This is a genomic window from Paenibacillus lentus (genome assembly GCF_003931855.1).
GTDB lineage: Bacteria > Bacillota > Bacilli > Paenibacillales > Paenibacillaceae > Fontibacillus > Fontibacillus lentus.
The window spans coordinates 4,735,172-4,754,802 of sequence record NZ_CP034248.1 but is presented as its reverse complement, the minus strand read 5'-3'; the positions used below and the strand labels follow the sequence as shown (position 1 = coordinate 4,754,802).

Below are 19,631 nucleotides of genomic sequence, written 5' to 3'. Positions count from 1 at the left end.
TGCGCCCCTATTAGCGATCTGCTATTTTTCCAAAATAAACTATTTGAAATGATTATATTACATTTTTTATTTATTGGGGTACCCCTCAACGTATTCAATCTCGATTAAAGTATTGATGAAGGTGGAAGGGTTCGGCTTTTGCAAAAAAAAATCTGTTGGCTATCTATGGCAAAGTAAGAGCAAGAACAAGATCATTTCCCGGGAAAAGATTCTCGGCGTTTGCAGTGCTTGGAATGGCTGCCCAAGCCCTTTCGTCGACCACGGTAAGGGGTTCCATGATACAATTAAGGCAAGCGACAAACACGTCATACACGGGAATGAACACACCGAATTCCCGAAAAATCAGCGGAAGGGAAGGCCGTACTCTGCCCAAGCAGATCGTTATACCTGAGGGGGGACGGAAGTGACAGCCAAACGAGAGGTGAGCAGCCGTATCTATTAACTATATGCCGTATCTATTAAATTATATGCCATAAAGATAGGCCATGCCCCATCCATTTGAATAGTTCAACTTGTAAACAGAAACCAGACGACGTTGTTATGAAGTAAGAAAATGTGCATCGGTGGACGTTGCTTGAAGGAGAGAACATCAATGAGAAATAGTGAATTGTATAAAATACTTGTCGTTGATGATGAAATATTGGTGCGGCAGGGGATTAAGCATATATTGAATTGGGAGCAGGACGGCTTCCAGATTGTTGGCGAAGCCTCCAACGGCAAGGAAGCGCTTGAACTGATCAAGAAGCTTCGTCCCCACATCGTGCTGACTGATATCGTAATGCCGGTGATGGACGGCGAGGAACTGACCCGGCTTATCAAACTGAATTGGCCGGAAATTGAAGTGATTGTGCTGAGCAGCTTCAGCGAATTTGACTATGTGCGCTCTACTTTTCAGAGCGGGGTGTCCGATTATATTCTTAAGCCGCATTTGGAAACAGGTATGCTGCTTGAAGTGCTGCGTAAAACAACAGCGAAGCTGCCGATGCTGAACCCAGGCCGAACTAGGGAAGATTATACGGTTTCCATGCATCAAGCGCTGGATAAGCTTCTGGCACGATATGAATTGCAGCTGGATCGCGCCACGGTGGCGGAGTGGTTCCCCCATCCTCATTTTTATGTGCTGGGCAGCTCAAGCGGTAAGCTTGTTCTCGACGAATTGAAAGCGCTATTTCCGAAAATGGTTGAGGCAGAGCTGCCAAACGCCCCAATTGCTGGTTATCCTGAGTTGGCTGTCTATGTAGTGAATGTGGATGATGAGGGGCGGGAGTTATTGCCGCTGAAGCTCAAGATGCTGCACCCTTCATCGGTGACAGAGCAAGGGGAGATTATGTGGGTGCTTAGCGAATCTTTCCATCCGCTGGATCAACTCGGTGACATTTACCATGACAGTTGGCTGAAGCTGCTGCAGTATCGATTTTTCTTGCCGCAGAAGGCCCTTCTTATGCCCAGCGAATTGCCACCTGTCGAAGAGGCGAGGGATTTTCCACTCCAGTCATTCATGGAGCAGATTCGCCGGCTGCAACTGAAGGAGGCGTTCCGGGAACTAGGGCAATTTGTTCAACAACATACCAGCGCCTATAAAGCAGAGGTATTTGAGTTTAAGTCGCTGATCGGAAACATTTTATTTAATGCCATACATATGCTCGGTAGTCTGAATTTGAATGTTACAGAGCTGGATGAAGCGAAATATGCGTATTTTAAGGCGATTGATGAGGCGCGTCATGTGAGTGACATCGAAGCTTTGCTGGAGGAATTTCGTCGGCAGGCAGAGGAATGTGTACAGGCCGTTCAGCAATCGCAGCAAGGGGGAAATCCGAGCATGAAGCTGTTGCTCGATTATATTGATGAGCATTATGCAGAGCCGATCAGTCTGACGGAGATGGCGCGCCATTTTCACTTCAATCCCTCATATTTATCCAGCTTTTTTGCGACACATCATCATGAAAGCTTTAAGGAGCATTTGAACCGGGTACGGATTGATAAGGCCGCAGATTTGCTGCGCAATGGCGACATTCCGATTTCTGAAATTAGCAGCAGGGTCGGGTATGGGGATCACAGTTATTTTTGCAAAGTGTTCAAGAAGAGCACAGGTCTGTCCCCAACCCAGTATAGACGGCAATATTTTAAAAGAGTGGAGAAGGAACAGCGATGAGAGCGCGACTTGAACGACTGAAATTCCATGGTCTATTTATTAAACTGTTTGCGGTTATGGTCATCTGCATCGTCACGATTACGGTGTCTGTCGTGTGGACGAATCTGCGCATGTCGGAGCAGCTATTCCTGGAGACTTTCAGCATAACGAATTCCAAAGTCATTCACCAAATTCAGAGCAACTTCGAATCATTTCATTATTCGATTGTGCTGGCGGCTAATCAAGCGCAACAGAGCGGGACATTGAAGACCTTTCTTACGGAGGAGGAGGCGCCGGAATCTATCCGGGTGATGAACTCCTACTACAACATGACCCAGCAGATGAAGCGGGTACAGTCGATGGTGGACATGTATTCCGTTGGGGTTGCGATCATTGGGAATAACGGGCGGAGCTATTCGGGCAACGTTAACCTGACCAAGCCGTCAGCTCTGGAGCTGGAGCATAGCCATATTACTCCAAGAGCAAGGGCTCATCCGGGCAAGCTAATGTATCAATTATACCGTGATTCCAGCGGCAGGCAGTTCATTGTGGCGACTAAGGTGCTAATGGAGAGAATTACGGGACAAGAGTACGGCATGCTCTATATTGTCATTGACGAAAATGATTTCAAACCCTTTTACAGCAGTTTTACGAGTGAAGGCAACGACGTGATTATTCTCGACAATAGCGGGACGGTTATGACGAGTAATCTCGCGAATTTGACCGGACAGACAAATCACGAGCTGTTATTCTATGCTCAGGAAATTCAGGAGAAAGGGCTGGATGTGAAGAAGGTCCATGTTATGGGCAGGGATCAGCTCATGCTGGCGCAGTACTTGCCTTCTTATGATTTTTACTTGATCAATATGATCGACCAGCAGATGGTGCTGGGGCAAATGGTAAATACGAGAAGCGTTGTGCTGATTTGTCTAGCCATCGTCATGGTGGCGCTGCTTGTCGTATTTCTGATTTCTCGTAAAATGACGCGTTCGCTGACACTGTTGGCCCGTCAGATGTCGAAGGTAACGCGCCGGAATTTCCACAACTATGTCAACGTCTCGGGCGGATACGAAATCCGGGAGCTTAGCCGAGCCTACAACTATATGCTGGATGAAATCCACGAATATGTCGGCAAACTTGTGGAGACGCAGAAGGGGCAGCGGAAGGCGGAATTAGCGGCCTTGCAGCAGCAGATTAACCCTCATTTTCTATACAACACGCTGACATCGGTTAAATTTCTTGTCCAGCAAGGCAATAAGGACCGGGCAGTGGAGACGATTCATGCGCTGATATCCCTGCTGCAAAATACAATCAGTAACGTTAGCGAGACCATTACGGTGGAGCAGGAATTGAAGAGCTTGAAGGATTATGTGTTCATTAACCATGTTCGATATGGTGAACGGATCCGGGTCAATTATTTCGTGGCTCCGGATTGCGCCAAATATCAAGTGCCGAAGCTGATGATTCAGCCTTTTATTGAGAATGCTTTTTTTCATGCGTTTAATGTCAAAGGAGAAGGGGTAATCCATGTGCTGATCGCCAGGGAAGGGCAGAAATTGATCTGCGAAATTGTTGATAACGGGGATGGCATGGATATGACCGCGTTTAAGCTTGAATCTGGTTCGGATTTGAAAAAGGCACCGCAGCAGACCGATCAGGCACCAGGGAGAGAGGACGCTCAGGGAACGTTGGGAAACCCCGAAGCTCACGATCAGGTAAAAACTAAGGGCTCGCGCAAGCTGTTCTCGGGGATCGGGGTAACGAACGTTCATGACCGCATCCGGCTGCTCTACGGGGATGAATATGGGGTGACAATTACAAGCAAGATCGGGGAGGGAACACGGATCCGAATTACGCTGCCACTGAATGAGAAGAAGTAAATCTAATAAAAGTACGAATTTCTAAAGAAAAGACAAAACCCTTAAGTAAGCGCATTCATTTGGACAATAAAATCACAAATCTCTATAAAGGAATTGCTAACACTGCTTTCTTGCCCGGTGATACGATAAATTCAGACCCGTAGGAAAGCGTTTTCTGAAAGCGTTCTACTAACGGGCGGGATATATAAAACATTCAAAGGGGCTGAAACGATGAAGAAAGTACTAGCTTTGTTCCTGACTTGTGTAGTGCTGCTAGCAGGCTGCTCATCCGGGGGAGCTGGCAAAGAGCCGGCTGCGTCAAACGGTAACAGTGGCAATAGCGATTCCGGCAGCAAGGCGGAAGAAATTACGATTTGGGCATGGGATCCGGCCTTTAATATTGCTGCGTTGAATATTGCCAAGGAGGCATATAGCAAGAAAAATCCGGACGCCAAGATTAACATTGTCGAATTTGCCCAGGCTGATATCATTCAGAAGCTGAACACCGGCCTAAACTCGGGTACGACCAAGGGACTGCCTAATATCGTGCTGATTGAGGACTATCGGGCCCAGAGCTTCCTGCAATCTTATCCTGATTCCTTCGTTAATTTGAGCGACAAGATTAAGGCAGAGGATTTCGCGGATTATAAAATTGGGCCGACCAGCCTGGACGGCAAACAGTATGGAGTTCCGTTCGACTCCGGCGTAACGGGGATGTATGTCCGGAAGGACTATATCGAGCAAGCAGGCTACAGTATAGATGATCTGAAGAACATTGATTGGAAGCAGTATATCGAGATTGGTAAAGTCGTCAAAGAAAAGACCGGCAAGCACATGATCACGCTTGATCCGAATGATTTGGGACTTATTCGTATGATCATTCAGTCGGCAGGTTCCTGGTATGTGAGCGAGGATGGCAAGACGCCGGATCTGGCGAACAATGCGGCTTTGAAGGAAGCATTTGAGTTATATAAAGAAATGATGGAAGCGAATATCGTCAAGCTGAATGCGGACTGGAGCCAATTTATTGCCAATATTAATAATGGTGATGTTGTAACCGTTCCGACTGGAAACTGGATTACGCCGTCGGTTAAAGCGGAAGCTTCCCAATCCGGTCAATGGGCGATTCTGCCTGTGCCGAAGTTGCCGCAAACCCCGAACTCCGTGCATGCGACGAACCTAGGGGGAAGCTCCTGGTATGTCATGAACATTCCTGGATCAGAGACCGCCGCTGATTTTCTGGCTGAGACCTTTGGTTCCGATGTAGATATGTATCAGAAGCTGCTGACGGATATTGGCGCAATCGGTACGCTGAAAGCAGCAGCGGGCGGAGAGGCTTATTCGCAGCCGGATGAATTTTTTGGCGGAGAGCAGATCGTCAACAACTTTGCTGCATGGACTGCAGAAATTCCAAGAGTCAACTATGGTATTTTCACCTATGCGATTGAGGACATCATGGTCGTTGAAATGCAGAGCTATTTGAACGGCAAGGATATCGATCAGGCCTTAAAGGATGCTCAGGCCCAGGCAGAAGCGCAGGTTAGATAGAGCGGGGAGACCACTCTTTTCATACAAAAGTGTGAGTTCAGGCGAGTAGTGAGCTCTAACCAAGCTTGATCGCTTGAACAATCTCTACAAGTATCCAGACCCTTGGGCGCTGCAGCATCAATATGCAAGGATGCGTCCAAGGGTTTATTTTCCGGACAGAAAGGGGCTCTTACTAACGATGAAGACGGACAAAGCAGGCCTAAGCATCCGTACTAAAAGCAATTTGACCGGATGGAGCTTTATCCTGATCGCCGTGGTGATGATTGCGACGTTCTATTTTTATCCGATGGCTCAAGCACTCATCCTGTCTTTTAAGACCGGTACGGGAAGCAACCTCACCTTCACGGGATGGGACAACTATATACGGCTGTTATCCGATAAAACTTTTTTGACTGCTTTAACGAATACGTTTATTTACTTGATTGTTCAGGTTCCCATCATGATTATTCTCGCACTGTTCATATCGGTGCTGCTTAATGACAGCAAGCTAAAGTTTCGGGGCTTTTTTCGAACGGCGATCTTCTTGCCGTGTGTCACTTCGCTTGTTGCTTACTCCGTCGTGTTTAAATATTTATTTGCGGCAGATGGATTGGTGAACTCGCTGCTCATGAGCTTGTCGATCATAGGCGAGCCAATTCAATGGATTACCCACCCGTTCTGGGCCAAGATTACGATTATTATTGCGATTACATGGCGGTGGACCGGCTATAACATGATTTTTTACTTATCAGCACTTCAAAATATCGACAGCTCTATCTATGAGGCAGCGCGGATTGATGGGGCATCGTCGTTCAAGCAATTCACGAAGATTACGATCCCGATGCTGAAGCCGATCATTCTGTTCACTTCGATTACATCAACGATCGGTACACTGCAGCTCTTTGACGAGGTCATGAACATAACGAAGGGTGGTCCAGGCAATGCCACGCTCTCGATTTCGCAATATATTTATAACCTGTCTTTCAAGTACACGGCAGACTTTGGATATGCAGCGACCGTATCGTATTCTATCGTGGTCATCATCGTTCTGCTGTCTATCCTTCAATTTAAAGTAGCAGGTGATAAAAAATGAGGAAGCTGAAGCGGGTATTTACCTATGTATTTCTCGGCGGTGCGGCATTTATTTCGATCTTTCCTTTCTTGTGGATGGTTGTCAGTGCCACGAATAAATCGGTGGATGTAACGAGGGGGAGATTGCTGCCTGGCAGCCATCTTTTCGAGAATTTCAGGAAATTAGCGGATTCCACAGACCTGTGGACATCACTTTGGAACTCGGCACAAATAGCTGTGTTAACGACCATTCTCGCGATTGTCATTGCCTCATTAGCGGGATACGGTTTTGAGATTTTTCGCAGCCGCTTGAAGGATATCGTGTTCAACATCCTGCTCTTATCAATGATGATTCCATTTGCAGCGCTCATGATTCCGTTGTACCGGATGTTCGCCGATATTTCGAGCAGCGCTCCAGCGATCGGGATTGATACGATAGCCTCGGTTATGCTGCCGACGATTACGACGGCATTCTTAATTTTCTTTTTCCGGCAGAACTCGAAGATGTTTCCTAAGGATATGGTTGAAGCCGGACGGATTGACGGGCTGAGTGAGCTCGGGATATTTTTCAAAATATTCATGCCTACGATGAAGACAACTTATGCAGCCGCTGGCATTATTACGTTCATGTCGAGCTGGAATAACTATTTATGGCCGCTGATTGTGCTTCAGTCACCGGAGCGGAAAACGATCCCACTCTTAATTTCAAATCTAGGATCAGGCTACGCGCCAGATTATGGCCTTATCATGCTTGCGATTGTTATTGCCACGCTGCCGACCGCACTTGTCTTCTTCTTGATGCAGAAGCATTTCGTGGCTGGGATGATGGGTTCGGTGAAGTAATTCAGATTCATAGAAAGCTCAAGTGGAAAAGACGATAAATTGGGGTACCAAGGATGAGATAGGATGAACTAAAGAATAGAAGTATTTTACGTACTTACTATATACCCATTTTCAATAGTTAACTTATATAGAATAGGAGCGATAGAGTTGACAGTACTGAGGACGCCAAGCTTGGATTGGTTAAGCGATGTGAGTGTTTTTGCGGTGAATCGGCTGCCAGCGCATTCCGATCATAGGTATTATAGGACAAGGAAAGCTGCTGTTGAAGATCGGGATATGGATATGAGGTATTCGCTGAACGGCAACTGGAAATTTGCTTATTCTGTTCACCCGGATAGCCGCCCTGTTGATTTCTATAAGCCGGAGCACAACTCTAGCGGATGGGAGAATATTCAGGTACCTGGGCATATTCAGTTACAGGGCTTTGGACAAACGCATTATGTAAATACAATGTACCCGTGGGATGGACATGAGGATTTGCGCCCGCCGGCGATTCCACAGAAACAGAATCCGGTAGGCAGCTATGTGAAGGAATTTGAACTTCCAGCGTTATTCCACCAGCAGCCAGTATTTATCTCTTTCCAAGGCGTTGAGTCGGCATTCTATGTGTGGCTTAATGGACAGTTTGTCGGATATAGTGAGGATAGCTTCACGCCTGCCGAGTTCGATCTGACTCCTTATGTTCAGAATGGCGTCAATAAGCTGGCGGTTGAGGTGTATCAGCGAAGTACGGGGAGCTGGCTGGAGGATCAGGATTTCTGGCGCTTCTCCGGGATCTTCCGAGATGTCTATTTATACACCGTACCTAAGCTGCACTTATGGGATATGTTTGTTCGTACCGATTTAGATGCAGCTTACCGCGATGGTCAGCTGCAGGCGGATTTGAAAATTCACAGCGAGGCCGGTAGCCGGGGAGGATACCTAGAGGCGGAGCTGTTGGATCCGGATGGAAAGCTTGCGGGACGGACACGTCTGGAGCTGAATGAGGTCGAAAGAAGGTTCGGTTCGGGGGATGACTCCGCGACCACAGACGGGACGGTAGCCCAGGAGGCTGCTGGGGCTGGAGCAAACAGAGCCAACGGAACCAAGGATAAGGATAAGGATAAGTCGTTATTCTTGCAGATCGATGTGCCGAATGCTCGTTTATGGAGTGCTGAGGATCCTCAGCTGTATACCCTCTACATTTCCATATTTGATGCTCAGGGTGAACTCGTGGAGGTCGTGCCCCAAAAGGTCGGCTTCCGCAAGTTCGAAATGATCGATAAGGTGATGCATTTGAACGGCAAGCGTATTGTGTTCAAGGGCGTCAACCGCCATGAATTCAATTGCTACACGGGACGGGCGATCACAAAAGAGGATATGCTATTCGATATTCGGACGCTTAAGCAAAATAATATGAATGCTGTTCGCACCTCTCATTATCCGAACCAGACGTTGTGGTATGAGCTGTGCGATGAATATGGGATTTATGTGATCGATGAGATGAACCTGGAGAGCCATGGATCTTGGCAAAAGATGGGGGCGGTAGAACCTTCCTGGGTTGTGCCGGGCGACCGTCCAGAGTGGAAGGATATCGTTATGGATCGGGCTATTTCCATGTTTGAACGGGATAAGAACCATCCTTCCATTCTGATTTGGTCTTGCGGGAATGAGGCTTATGGTGGGAAAGTGATATACGAGGTGTCGCAGTATTTCCGTAAATCCGATCCCGGGCGGCTCGTGCATTATGAAGGAATTTTCCATGACCGCCGCTTTAACGATACGAGCGATATGGAGAGCCGGATGTATGCAAAGGTCGTCGATGTCGAGGAGTATTTGAAGAACGACCCTGAGAAGCCTTATATCACCTGCGAATATATGCATGCCATGGGGAATTCTGTTGGTGGAATGCACAAATACACGGAGCTGGAGCAGAAGTACCCAATGTATCAAGGCGGATTCATTTGGGACTATATCGATCAGGGGATAATGGTAAAAGATCGATACGGCAATGACTATCTTGCCTATGGCGGTGACTTTGGCGATCGGCCGACGGATTACAACTTCTGCTGCAACGGCATAATATTCGCTGACCGCAAGCTATCTCCCAAGGTTCAGGAAGTAAAATTCCTGTATCAAAATGTGAAGCTTAAGCCAAATCAGCGGGAGCTCACAATCATCAATGATAATTTATTCACGAATACCTCGGAATATAAACTTGAGGTGAGCTTGAATTGTGAGGGGCGTGAAATTAGCCGTCACCTTATTAACGCGGATGTAGCTCCGCTTAGTGAGCAGACCGTTCCACTGGAGCTCGATCTGGAGGGCTTGCTCCCAGGCGAGTATTATATCAATGCTTCCTTGAAACTCAAAGAGAATACGCTATGGGCAAACGCAGGACATGAAGTCGCATTTGGCCAGCATGTGTTTATCATTGAGGCCGAGGCAGTGGAGGGCGAGGGTGCTGGGGCTGCCCCTGAGTCCAGCGCTGGAGCTGGGCCTGACACTGGTGCTGACGTCAGTAAGCAGGCATATGCCAGCCTTGAACTTGTTCAAGGTGATGTAAACATCGGCGTCCACGGCAAAGATTTCACCGTGTTGTTCTCGAAGCAGGTAGGCAGTATGATTTCCTTGAAATATTCAGGGCGTGAGATGATTAACCATCCTCCGCAGCCTTTGTTCTGGCGGGCTCTAACGGATAATGACTCCGGGACAAGTATGAGCTTTTATGCAGCGGGCTGGTATGCGGCCAGCTTGGCCCCTAAATGCGTCGCTGTAGAGGTGGAGGACCATAGAAAGGATGCGGCGGATCGTACTGCAGGGGAAGAGGCCGGTGTAAGTGTTATTTTTACCTATGAACTGAGCATCAGCACAGAGGTGAAGTCTACCATTTGCTACACGGTTTACCCGGATGGTAGAATCCGCGTACGCTCCCTGTACAAAGGAGCAGCCGGATTGCCGGATATTCCGATCCATGCATTCAGCTTCAAGGTGCCTGCTGAATACGATAAGCTGGAGTGGCATGCAATGGGACCGGAAGAGAATTACATTGATCGTTGTCACGGGGCAAGACTCGGCACCTTTAACAATACGGTGAAAGAGAACGTAGCTCCATACTTGAAGCCACAGGAATCCGGGAATCGCACTGGAGTGAGGTGGGTTCGTGTTCAGAACGATCAGGGAGTAGGTCTGGCGATTTCAGCTACACTGGGCAAGCCGGTGGAATGCGGCATATCCCCTTATACGGCGTTCGAACTAGAGAATTCCCGCCATCACTACGAGCTGCCGCCTATAAACCATACGGTAATTACCGTGGCAGGTAAACAGATGGGCGTCGGCGGCGACGATAGCTGGGGTGCGCCCGTGCATGAAGAGTATCGTATCCCTGCAGACCAGGATATGCAGTTTGAGTTCTGGATTTCTGGTATAGATCTGTAGGGGAAATGAATACTGTTGTAAAGCAAACAGACCGTCCGGCAATCCGGGCGGTTTGTTTGGTATGGCCGCTGTTGTTGTAGCTGTAGCTCTAGCTGTAATTGGAACTGTAACTGTGGCGGCAACTGTGATTGTGACTGTAATTGTGACTGTAATCGTGGCCGTAACCGTGACCGTAACCGTGACCGTAACCGTAACTGTGATTATAACTGTGGCGGTAACTGTAACTGTAACTATAACCGTAGCTGCAACTGTAGCTGAACTGTGACTTTCCTGTGGTGCGGTAGAGGTTGCATTTTAACTGGATTTAAGGTGTCAAAACTAATATTATATGCTTGATGATCGAATTAAATGGATTACTAGTATTAAAAATAGACAGCAAAAGCAGAGTAGAAGAATTGGTCGAATTTAGGTGTATCAATTCCATTTAATTACCTCAAACCTATGAACTAATAAAAATTAATTACACGAGATCCAGCTAATTAAGTTGTACTATAGATTCTACACTATGGTATAAGCAGCCATATAAAATGATCTTTCGAACCAAGTGCAAGGCGGCGATACAAAGAGATACTAGGAAGATAGCTATTAATTGGATAGAACAGGCCGGCTTTATTGCCGGATGTATATAACGGTTATTGGAGGAAATATGATGCCCTCCATTCCATAAAAAGAGGGGCGAGCTGAACATGCAAAGGTTATATCAACTAAGCGAAATTAAAAAAATGATTCAGGAGCGTGCTCTGGTGCTGCTGTTGATCAAAACGAACCAATGCGGCGTATGCGAATCAATTCAAGCGAAGGCAGCGGGTCTGCTGGAATCCTACGCCGGGGTTAAGGGGATTTATGTATTCATGGAGGATGCCCCGGACACGGCAGCGGAGTATTTGGCGTTGTCTGCACCGACATTGCTGCTCTTTTGCCAAGGCAAGGAGGTTTATCGGGAATCTCGCTTTGTCCGTTTTGATGAGTTGGAGAAGGTGCTGCAAAGGTATGAAGAGGCATTGGGGAATTTGTAAGTTGCCGGATCAGTTTGGCAAGAAACGCAACTTCATTGCTATCTGAGCGTTTAAGACGTAGACAGGGTTTTGGAAAAAGGAGGAAGCTCCCTTATGAAAATTCGCGCTTTAATGGTCATTGTAGTAGCTGGGTTGTTGACACAGCTCGTGCCAAAGGCACCGATTTCAGCGAGTGTGGGGGTGAACAGTTTTTCTTTAGCAGGTCAAATCCTCGCACAGAAAGCACACAGCCATATCAAGCAGGGGGATCGTCTTATGCTGAAGCATCGTGCCCCCTATTTTAACGTTCCATTGTCTGCGAAGAGTACGGTGGATAGCTTTAGCGTGTATGATATAGGTCAACCTGGCGAGACGTTTTCCGTACAAGCTGTGGCTGGAGAGTTGGTTGCTTTGCAGGATATGAATCGGGGAACATTTTGGGTTCCGATCTGGTATACAACGGAGGCCTCTTCACGCATACAGAATACGACACCGACCTATGTAAGTATGCGCCCGGAAGCGAAGTTGGCTTTGACTCCAGGCGGCTCGCTCAAGTGGAGCGACAACGATCTTAGTGATCGGGAACAACGCATATCGGTTGCCAGATGGGACGACTGGTATGGCGTCATCGCAACTCCTGCAGAATGGCGCCAAGATTACGATATTAAGCGACCTGTTCTATTATGGGTTAATGAGAAAAATGTGATAAAACATAAGGAGATTTCTGTCGGTTTATTTGAGCGGGGCTCGACTGTACCGACAACTTTGATTAAAGACATTGTTGACCTTCAGCTGGAGAAGGGGGTGCCGTCTGAGGAGGTAGCCAAACTGCTCGGTCAACCTGTTGTAAGGGAAGCTTCTGGAATTAAGGAGTTGAGGGGAGAGGCGCTAAATTTAGGTGAAACTTGGAGGTATGAACGTCCTGACGGCCATTACATCGTCTCGTTTACTGCAGCGGGTAATCTAGAATTGAGCCAATGGATATTTCCCGCGAATGATAAGCCAGTGAAAGGCTTGCAAGCGGGGAATGCCTATCATTATACTTATGATTTCACACCGACGCCGTTGCCTGCGACGATAGAGCTGCCTTCCGTATGGAGAAATCAAGGTGATTTAGCTTATGCCTATTTAGTTGGGGCTACGGATGATGTGCTCGTCATCAACGGCGATGACGGATGGTATAGCGGGATGCATGACGATTCATCCTTGTATGCTATTCACCGTCAGACAGGGCAGAAGCTCTGGCAGGTCGACGCGGGATATGGCATGCTGTACTTCATGATGGGAGATTCGGACGAGGCAATAACGGTCTATACGTCACTCAACAAGGAGAAGTCTGAATATGAGGATAGAATACGTCACATTCGATTGAAAGATGGCCACGTATTATGGGAAGTTAAGCCGGATTTGGAACATTCGGAACAACAGATTATAGAGATTCACGGTGTGAAGAATTCTGTCTTGATAATTAATCGGCCGAGCTTAGGAGACAAATTGGGCAGCCTGGTCGTGCTAGATCGGAACACAGGAAAACAGAAATGGAAAAGATCGATCTCGGGTGATTTTCGGGTGTTGAACGTCGGAGCGGATGATCCCTATGTGCTTATTCAGGAAGGCAATCTTCTGCAAGCGAGAGATCCGAACTCTGGAAAAGTAGCTTGGAGCATGGAGTCAAAAGTTTCCAGCGGCGATGATCCCAATTTCTATTCTAATTATGCCGGTGGCCCGAGAATCGATCCATTTGCCCGGGAGAACACTCTAGAACGCTGGCTGCTTCATGGTAATCAGTGGCTTCTGGTCGATCTGGCGACAGGTCAAGAAGCTGCCCGGTTTCCCGCTAAGGCCGGGGAACGCTTTGAGGTGTTAAATGAGCAATACCTTCTTATACAGCGTCCTCTGCCTGGCCATTTCAAGAAAACGGATAAAGAAAGTTATGAATCTGTGCTCTATGATGCACTGGCGGGAAAAGAGCTGTGGACGGTGCAGGGCAAAGCAACGAAGGGCGTTATTGACGGCCAGCATTTATATTTTGTTATCGAAGGGATTCCTGCTAAGGCGGAGCTCAAGACAGGGCGGATAGCTTGGAAGATCCCCGTTCCGGCATCATTGGATATGGAAAGGGATTTATCCTTCATGGCACCGGGCAGCTATGTCGTGCTGAATGACTATCTTTTGCTTTCCTATGGCGACGATCTGTTAGTGCTTGATAAAGAGGATGGACATATGGCAGGTCGGATTCAGGATGTTCGGATGGGATATGCTGAACTAAGGGAGCAAGTCTCCAGAAACGGTCTTTTAAATAGGACGGGGGATGAGCTCTATGCAGGGTCGGCTAACGGCGCTTTTACCCGGTTTAGTGTGAAGATGCTGGAGCAAAGATTAGAGGGGCTTGGGAAGCAGGTGTATTTCATTAAGCAATAAATTGGAGGCCAGCGATAGTAGGAGATAATAGATAATCTGTATCTTATAGGTCAAACGAAGGGTTTTTATTGGTCTATTAGTCGTATGTTTGCTCGTTTTCTGTCGTTTATGAGCGATTTTGCCTAGCAATTGGGAGCTTCGACACATTTAAGAAAAATGTAGAATATTGTATTATTGTGTAGAAATAAATACATATAGTTTTAAGGAAAGGAAGATGAATTTTGAAGTTTAAATCTAAGAAGACGGCAATGATTGGAACGGCGCTTGTTCTGCTATTGACTTTTTCTGCTGGGGTATCTGCAGCTTCATCTTTGGAGCGCATTCAGGCAAATCTGAACCATGGCATATCATTTTTACTTAACGGCAAGGCTTGGACGGCAAAAGATGCCAATGGAGCTAAGGCTGTACCGATCAGTTACAAAGGAACGACTTATGTACCGCTTCGTGCTGTAGCCGAAGCTACTGGAGCGAATATTCGCTACGATGCAGCTAAACAGCAAATTTCAATCACGACGGGGCCGGTTGCGGAAACGCCTGGCAAAGGAGAGCGGACTCCTTTTAGTGTAAATAATGTATCTCACTTTAAGTGGAGTTATTATCCAAGTGGTATTACTCGCAATAAAGAGGATTTGCAGTTTGGAGAGACACAGTACGAGACTGCATTTATGGTTACCGGTGTGAACAGTGCGGGTCAAGGTGTTGCCTTTAAAGTAAAGGATGGTACACAAAAAGTTGGCGTGCTGGTTGGATTTAAGACTTCGGAGACGGATAAAGATTACACGGGAACGTATACGATTTCCGATAAAGACGGGCAGGCTTTTGCTACAGGAAAAATCGAGAGCGGAACTGTCGTGGAGAACGTTCTAGTGCTTCCTGATCAAACAACCGAGCTGTACGTCAAATTTAAAGGACCAGCTGGAAAAGATTCCACAGGCTACGTTATTTGGGATGAAAGCTGGTTGGAGAATTAATTTCATAGTTCCGCAATGCGGATGCTTAGCATTAAGCCGAAGGACGGCCACTTATGGGTGGCTGTCCTTCGGCTTTTTCTTTTTTATTTTTATAGTGATTTATTTTAAATTAGTGACACAGCGAGATTAATGGCGTATAATCATGAGGTGATCAAGAGTATAACAGATGTTTTAAATTAGTAGTACAATTTACGGGCTGCTAAATAAGGGGGAGAGCCTGGTGATTTCACTGCATGAGGTTAGCAAGAGCTATGGACAACAGAGAAATGGGCGGCTGGCCGCGGTTCAAGCGGTGACTCTCAAGATCGAGGATGGCTCCATTCACGGAATTATCGGCCCTAGTGGTGCAGGAAAATCCACGCTTCTGCGGCTGATGAATATGCTGGAATCTCCTGATACAGGCCGAGTCGTAGTAGAAGGTAAAGATTTAACGGCCATGGGCGAAGCACAGCTGAGGGAAGCGCGGAGATCGATCGGCATGATTTTTCAGCAATTCAACTTGCTTCAGAATCGTACGGTAAGCGGCAATGTTTCCATTCCGCTGGAATTAGCCGGTATGCCAAAAAAGGAACGGGCTGAGCGTGTCCGGGAATGCTTGCAATTTGTCGGCTTGTTAGACAAGGCAGACGAGTATCCGTCGGCATTGAGTGGGGGGCAGAAGCAGCGTGTGGCGATAGCAAGGGCTCTGACGAACAGTCCGAAGGTGCTGCTCTGCGATGAACCGACCTCTTCCCTGGACCCGAAGACGACGAATGATATCCTGGCGGTTCTACGTCATGTGAATGAGAGCTTAGGGGTTACGATCGTTATTGTTACTCATGAAATGAATGTCGTGGCTCAGATTTGCAAGCAGGTTTCCGTCATGGAGGATGGGCGCTTAACGGACAGCTTCACGTTGACTAAGCGGACTCCTGCCGTCAACGCCCCGCGCCCGAAATCGTACAGAGAACAACTTCTGGGTACGGAGGGGCTTTATGATGTTTGATGTTTCTGTCATTTTGGACAGCATGTTGCAGCATGAAGCTGAGATCCGAAAGGCGATTGGCCAGACCTTCCTCATGGTGGGGATATCGGTGGCAGCTGCCATCCTCTGTGGACTACCGGTAGGAACGCTGCTCTTTCTATGCCGTAAAGGTCAATTGTATGAAAATCGCTCATTATCCTGGGTGCTGGATGGCCTCGTAAATATCATTCGTTCTTTCCCGTTTCTTCTGTTGGTTGTGTTTATGATTCCGCTGACCCGAATGATCGTCGGTACGGCGATTGGCACACTGGCCGCTTCCATTCCTTTATCGATCGTGGCTATTGCGCTTTATGCCAGGCAGGTGGAGCAGGCGCTGCTGGATGTCCCCCGCGGGGTGATGGAGGCTGCACGCTCAATGGGGGCGTCCAAGCTGGAGATGATTGTGAAGTTTCTGTACGTGGAGGCTCGCTCAGGTTTGGTGCTAGGGTTAACAACGTCAACGATTAGTTTTATATCCTATTCTACGGTCGTAGGGATTGTTGGAGGAGGAGGGATTGGCGATTTTGCTATTCGCTACGGTTATCAGCGGTTTGAGACGGAATTGATGACTGGTGTCATCGTTCTGATGATTGTGCTGGTACAGGGTATACAGTTTGCAGGCACGACGATTTCAAGATGGCTTGATAAGCGTTCGTAACAGGGTTTACCGAGATTTACAATACTTAAAGATATATCTGGAGGGAAACATACGATGAAAAAATGGATACTTACGTTCTCACTGCTTTTGCTCTTCGTAACTGGCTGCGGCAATCAGGCCGCGAACAGCACGGTTAACAATGAGTCCCCGCAAAATCAGCCAGAGGCTCAAACGGAGTCTCAGGAGCAGGAAGCGGTCACGTTGAAAATAGCTACTTTAATTCCGCCGATGACTGAGATTCTAGAGCTTGTTCAGCCGCTGCTGAAAGAGGAAGGCGTTAATTTGGAGCTTGTTGTATTGTCCGATAACATTCAGCCAAACGATGCACTGGCGAATAAGGAAGTGGATGTGAACTTCTTTCAGCACGTCCCTTATATGGAGCAGTACAATGAGAATAAAAACGCCAATCTGGTAGCCGTTCAGCCGATCTACCATGCCGTATACGGTGCCTACTCTAAGCGCTACAAGGCAATGGAGGAGCTGCCGGATGGCGCGGTGATCGCCATTGCGAACGACCCATCGAACATCGGGCGTTCGCTGGATATGCTGGATAAGGCCGGAATTATCAAGCTGAAGGAAGGCGCAGGTATTCATGCGACACAGGCCGATATTATCGAAAACGAAAAAAACTACAAATTCGAGGAAGTAGACCTGCTCATGCTAGCACGGATGCTGGACGATGCAGATCTGGTACTGATGACGCCGGCCTATGCAAGCCCGCTTGGTCTAACGCCGAAGAAGGATGCGCTGTTGACCGAGACGGCGGAAGCCGACTTTGCGATTACGTTGGTAGCGCGTGAAGATAACAAGGATGCCGAAGCGGTGCAGAAGCTAGCTAAGGTAATGACCGGTCCTGAGGTGAAGCAGTTCCTGCAAGATAATTATGATGAAATCGCCATACCGGCTTTTGAATAATTATAGTTATAAACAGAATCCGGGTCTTCTCCAAATAGGAGGAGCCCGGATTCTTATGTGCTTCTACTGTTAATCAATTTGCTGCAGGCGCAAATCCCTGGTAAACCACTGACGGTAGCTAAGCGTACTAAGCAGAATACTAGTAATGGCGGCGGAACTGGTGAAGGCAAACACAATTAGGATTTGATACCGCACCGCTTCAACCGGATTGGCTCCGGCGATAATCATGCCGGTCATCATGCCCGGAAGCTGAACGAGTCCAACGGTCTTCATTCCGTCAATCGTCGGGATCATGCTTGATTTCACGGAGCGCTTCATGACATCCTGAACCGATCGGCGGGCGGTTGCTCCGAGGGACAGCAAGGTCTCGATCTCCCCACGTGAAGCATGGACGTCGCGCTTGAATTGGTTCAGGAACAAGCCGGCCACGACCATCGCGTTGCCAATCGTCATCCCGCTAATCGGGATAATATACTGGGGGGTGGGCTCGATAATGTTCAGTCCCAGTAGCAGACCCATCATTAATAATTCCGTTGTTGTAATGGCTACGGCCACTCTCCACCAGATTCCCTTCAGGCCTTTTCCCCGTTTAGCTGCATTTCTTGAAGCGATAATAATCATGAACAGGACAATGGCTATTATAAACAGCGGATGATTGCTGTGAAACACAAACTGAAGAACGTAACCGACCAGCAGCAGCTGCGCGGCAGCCCGGATCGTGCCAATAGCGATATCTTTTTCAAGGTCGAGCTTCTGCCATACGGAGATCAGCATCGTGACCATAATGAATATAATCGTGAAGCTAAGTGCTAAGAGAGACATAATTCCCTCCTACCCACCGGTTGTTGAAGGAAGCGGCGAGCAAGCTCTGATTCGGGCTGCTCAAAGAATTGATCCGTCGATGTTTTCTCCAGTAATGTGTTATTGCCCATAAACCAGACATAATCGCTGATTCTACCTGCCTGCTCTAACTGATGTGTTACCCAAATCATGCTAGTGCCTTCTTGGCGATGCCATTCTTGGAGCATGTCTTCAACCCGCTTAGCATTGCTTTGATCCAGTGAAGCTGTAATTTCATCTAACAAAAGTATCTTTGGGCGCAATAATAAGGAACGGATCAAGGCTACGCGCTGTTTTTCTCCACCGGATAAATCCGCCGCATTCTTGCTTAAATCGATGGCGTCAAGGCCGACTTGCGCTAGAAGCTTGTTCACAAGCTGATCGTCATAAGGAGTCTGATGAAGCTGATGAACTGTTCGTAAATTATCCTCAACGCTGCCAGGCAGCATGACCGCTTGTTGGGCTACATAACAGACGTTCTTGCGCCACTCGATAGGTTCGAATTGCTTTGAAGATACGCCTTCTAGACGGATATCTCCTTCGTCGGCAATGTCCAGCAGGGATAAAATCCGCAGCAAGGTACTTTTTCCTTGGCCGGAGGTGCCAAGCAGCGCAACCCGATCATGGCGAGATAATGTCGCGCTTACATTGTTAAATAGAAGAGCCTCGGGCGAATCGCTGTGGCTCTTCTTCAATTGTTCGAGCTCAAGGAGCTTAGGCAAGATAAAAGGCACCTCTTTTTTCATGGGAATTTATATAGTTCATTCTAGCAAACCTCCTCTGGGATTAGAACCCAGTGGCAATTTGTTTATTACATCGTTCATAACCTTACTTGGGATATGAGCATAGAAAGTAAGTGCGGAATAAACAAGAGGATTACATCAGCGGTGAAAGATGCTATAATGATGAAAGTGAAATGAAATTGCATGAAACAAATCATAATATGGTTTCAAATGTGACTTCCTTCACAGGAATGATCA

The 19,631-nt window shown here is 47.5% G+C and carries 15 protein-coding genes; 13 read left to right on the top strand and 2 right to left on the bottom strand.

Translation table 11 applies throughout. From position 1 onward, the window contains the following. The first annotated feature begins 592 nt into the window (after positions 1 to 592). The 13 genes from EIM92_RS21545 (at position 593) to EIM92_RS21485 (ending at position 17,811) form a co-directional block, all read left to right on the top strand. On the top strand, positions 593 to 2,152 hold the full coding sequence (locus tag EIM92_RS21545) for a response regulator transcription factor (protein WP_125084596.1): 1,560 nt from the start codon (positions 593 to 595) through the stop codon (positions 2,150 to 2,152). Continuing rightward, a complete protein-coding gene (locus EIM92_RS21540; RefSeq protein ID WP_125084595.1) occupies positions 2,149 to 4,011 on the top strand; it encodes a sensor histidine kinase in 1,863 nt (620 codons plus the stop codon). Before EIM92_RS21545 ends, EIM92_RS21540 begins: the two co-directional genes overlap by 4 nt. A 210-nt stretch (positions 4,012 to 4,221) precedes the next feature. Then, positions 4,222 to 5,538, top strand: coding sequence for an ABC transporter substrate-binding protein (locus EIM92_RS21535; RefSeq protein ID WP_125084594.1), 1,317 nt, complete (start codon positions 4,222 to 4,224; stop codon positions 5,536 to 5,538). Between the two features lie 178 nt (positions 5,539 to 5,716). Next, entirely contained in the window at positions 5,717 to 6,610 is an 894-nt protein-coding gene (locus tag EIM92_RS21530) for a carbohydrate ABC transporter permease (RefSeq protein WP_125084593.1), read from the top strand. Beyond that, positions 6,607 to 7,431: a carbohydrate ABC transporter permease gene (locus tag EIM92_RS21525; RefSeq protein WP_125084592.1), complete on the top strand. Its 825-nt coding sequence runs from the start codon at positions 6,607 to 6,609 to the stop codon at positions 7,429 to 7,431. Before EIM92_RS21530 ends, EIM92_RS21525 begins: the two co-directional genes overlap by 4 nt. A gap of 147 nt (positions 7,432 to 7,578) precedes the next feature. Next, positions 7,579 to 10,848 (top strand): beta-galactosidase, LacZ type, encoded by a 3,270-nt coding sequence (gene lacZ / locus EIM92_RS21520; protein ID WP_125084591.1) that lies wholly within the window; start codon positions 7,579 to 7,581, stop codon positions 10,846 to 10,848. Between the two features lie 61 nt (positions 10,849 to 10,909). After that, positions 10,910 to 11,113, top strand: a complete 204-nt coding sequence (locus tag EIM92_RS21515) for a hypothetical protein (protein WP_125084590.1) — start codon at positions 10,910 to 10,912, stop codon at positions 11,111 to 11,113. Positions 11,114 to 11,534: 421 nt separating this feature from the next. Further along, complete coding sequence (locus EIM92_RS21510) at positions 11,535 to 11,864, top strand: thioredoxin family protein (protein ID WP_125084589.1); 330 nt, start codon at positions 11,535 to 11,537, stop codon at positions 11,862 to 11,864. A gap of 93 nt (positions 11,865 to 11,957) precedes the next feature. Next, positions 11,958 to 14,264: an outer membrane protein assembly factor BamB family protein gene (locus EIM92_RS21505; protein ID WP_125084588.1), complete on the top strand. Its 2,307-nt coding sequence runs from the start codon at positions 11,958 to 11,960 to the stop codon at positions 14,262 to 14,264. 221 nt (positions 14,265 to 14,485) lie between these two features. After that, complete coding sequence (locus tag EIM92_RS21500) at positions 14,486 to 15,235, top strand: stalk domain-containing protein (protein WP_246021105.1); 750 nt, start codon at positions 14,486 to 14,488, stop codon at positions 15,233 to 15,235. 220 nt (positions 15,236 to 15,455) lie between these two features. Further along, positions 15,456 to 16,220: a methionine ABC transporter ATP-binding protein gene (locus EIM92_RS21495; protein WP_125084587.1), complete on the top strand. Its 765-nt coding sequence runs from the start codon at positions 15,456 to 15,458 to the stop codon at positions 16,218 to 16,220. Further along, positions 16,213 to 16,896, top strand: coding sequence for a methionine ABC transporter permease (locus EIM92_RS21490; protein WP_125085310.1), 684 nt, complete (start codon positions 16,213 to 16,215; stop codon positions 16,894 to 16,896). The genes EIM92_RS21495 and EIM92_RS21490 overlap by 8 nt, the downstream gene beginning before the upstream one ends. Positions 16,897 to 16,950: 54 nt before the next feature. Further along, on the top strand, positions 16,951 to 17,811 hold the full coding sequence (locus EIM92_RS21485) for a MetQ/NlpA family ABC transporter substrate-binding protein (protein WP_125084586.1): 861 nt from the start codon (positions 16,951 to 16,953) through the stop codon (positions 17,809 to 17,811). Between the two features lie 69 nt (positions 17,812 to 17,880). Here the strand turns inward: EIM92_RS21485 and EIM92_RS21480 are convergent, their stop codons facing one another. Both EIM92_RS21480 and EIM92_RS21475 read right to left on the bottom strand, forming a co-directional pair. Next, on the bottom strand, positions 17,881 to 18,633 hold the full coding sequence (locus tag EIM92_RS21480) for an ABC transporter permease (protein WP_125084585.1): 753 nt from the start codon (positions 18,631 to 18,633) through the stop codon (positions 17,881 to 17,883). Beyond that, entirely contained in the window at positions 18,621 to 19,373 is a 753-nt protein-coding gene (locus tag EIM92_RS21475) for an ABC transporter ATP-binding protein (protein ID WP_246021104.1), read from the bottom strand. Before EIM92_RS21475 ends, EIM92_RS21480 begins: the two co-directional genes overlap by 13 nt. Between the last annotated feature and the right edge of the window lie 258 nt (positions 19,374 to 19,631).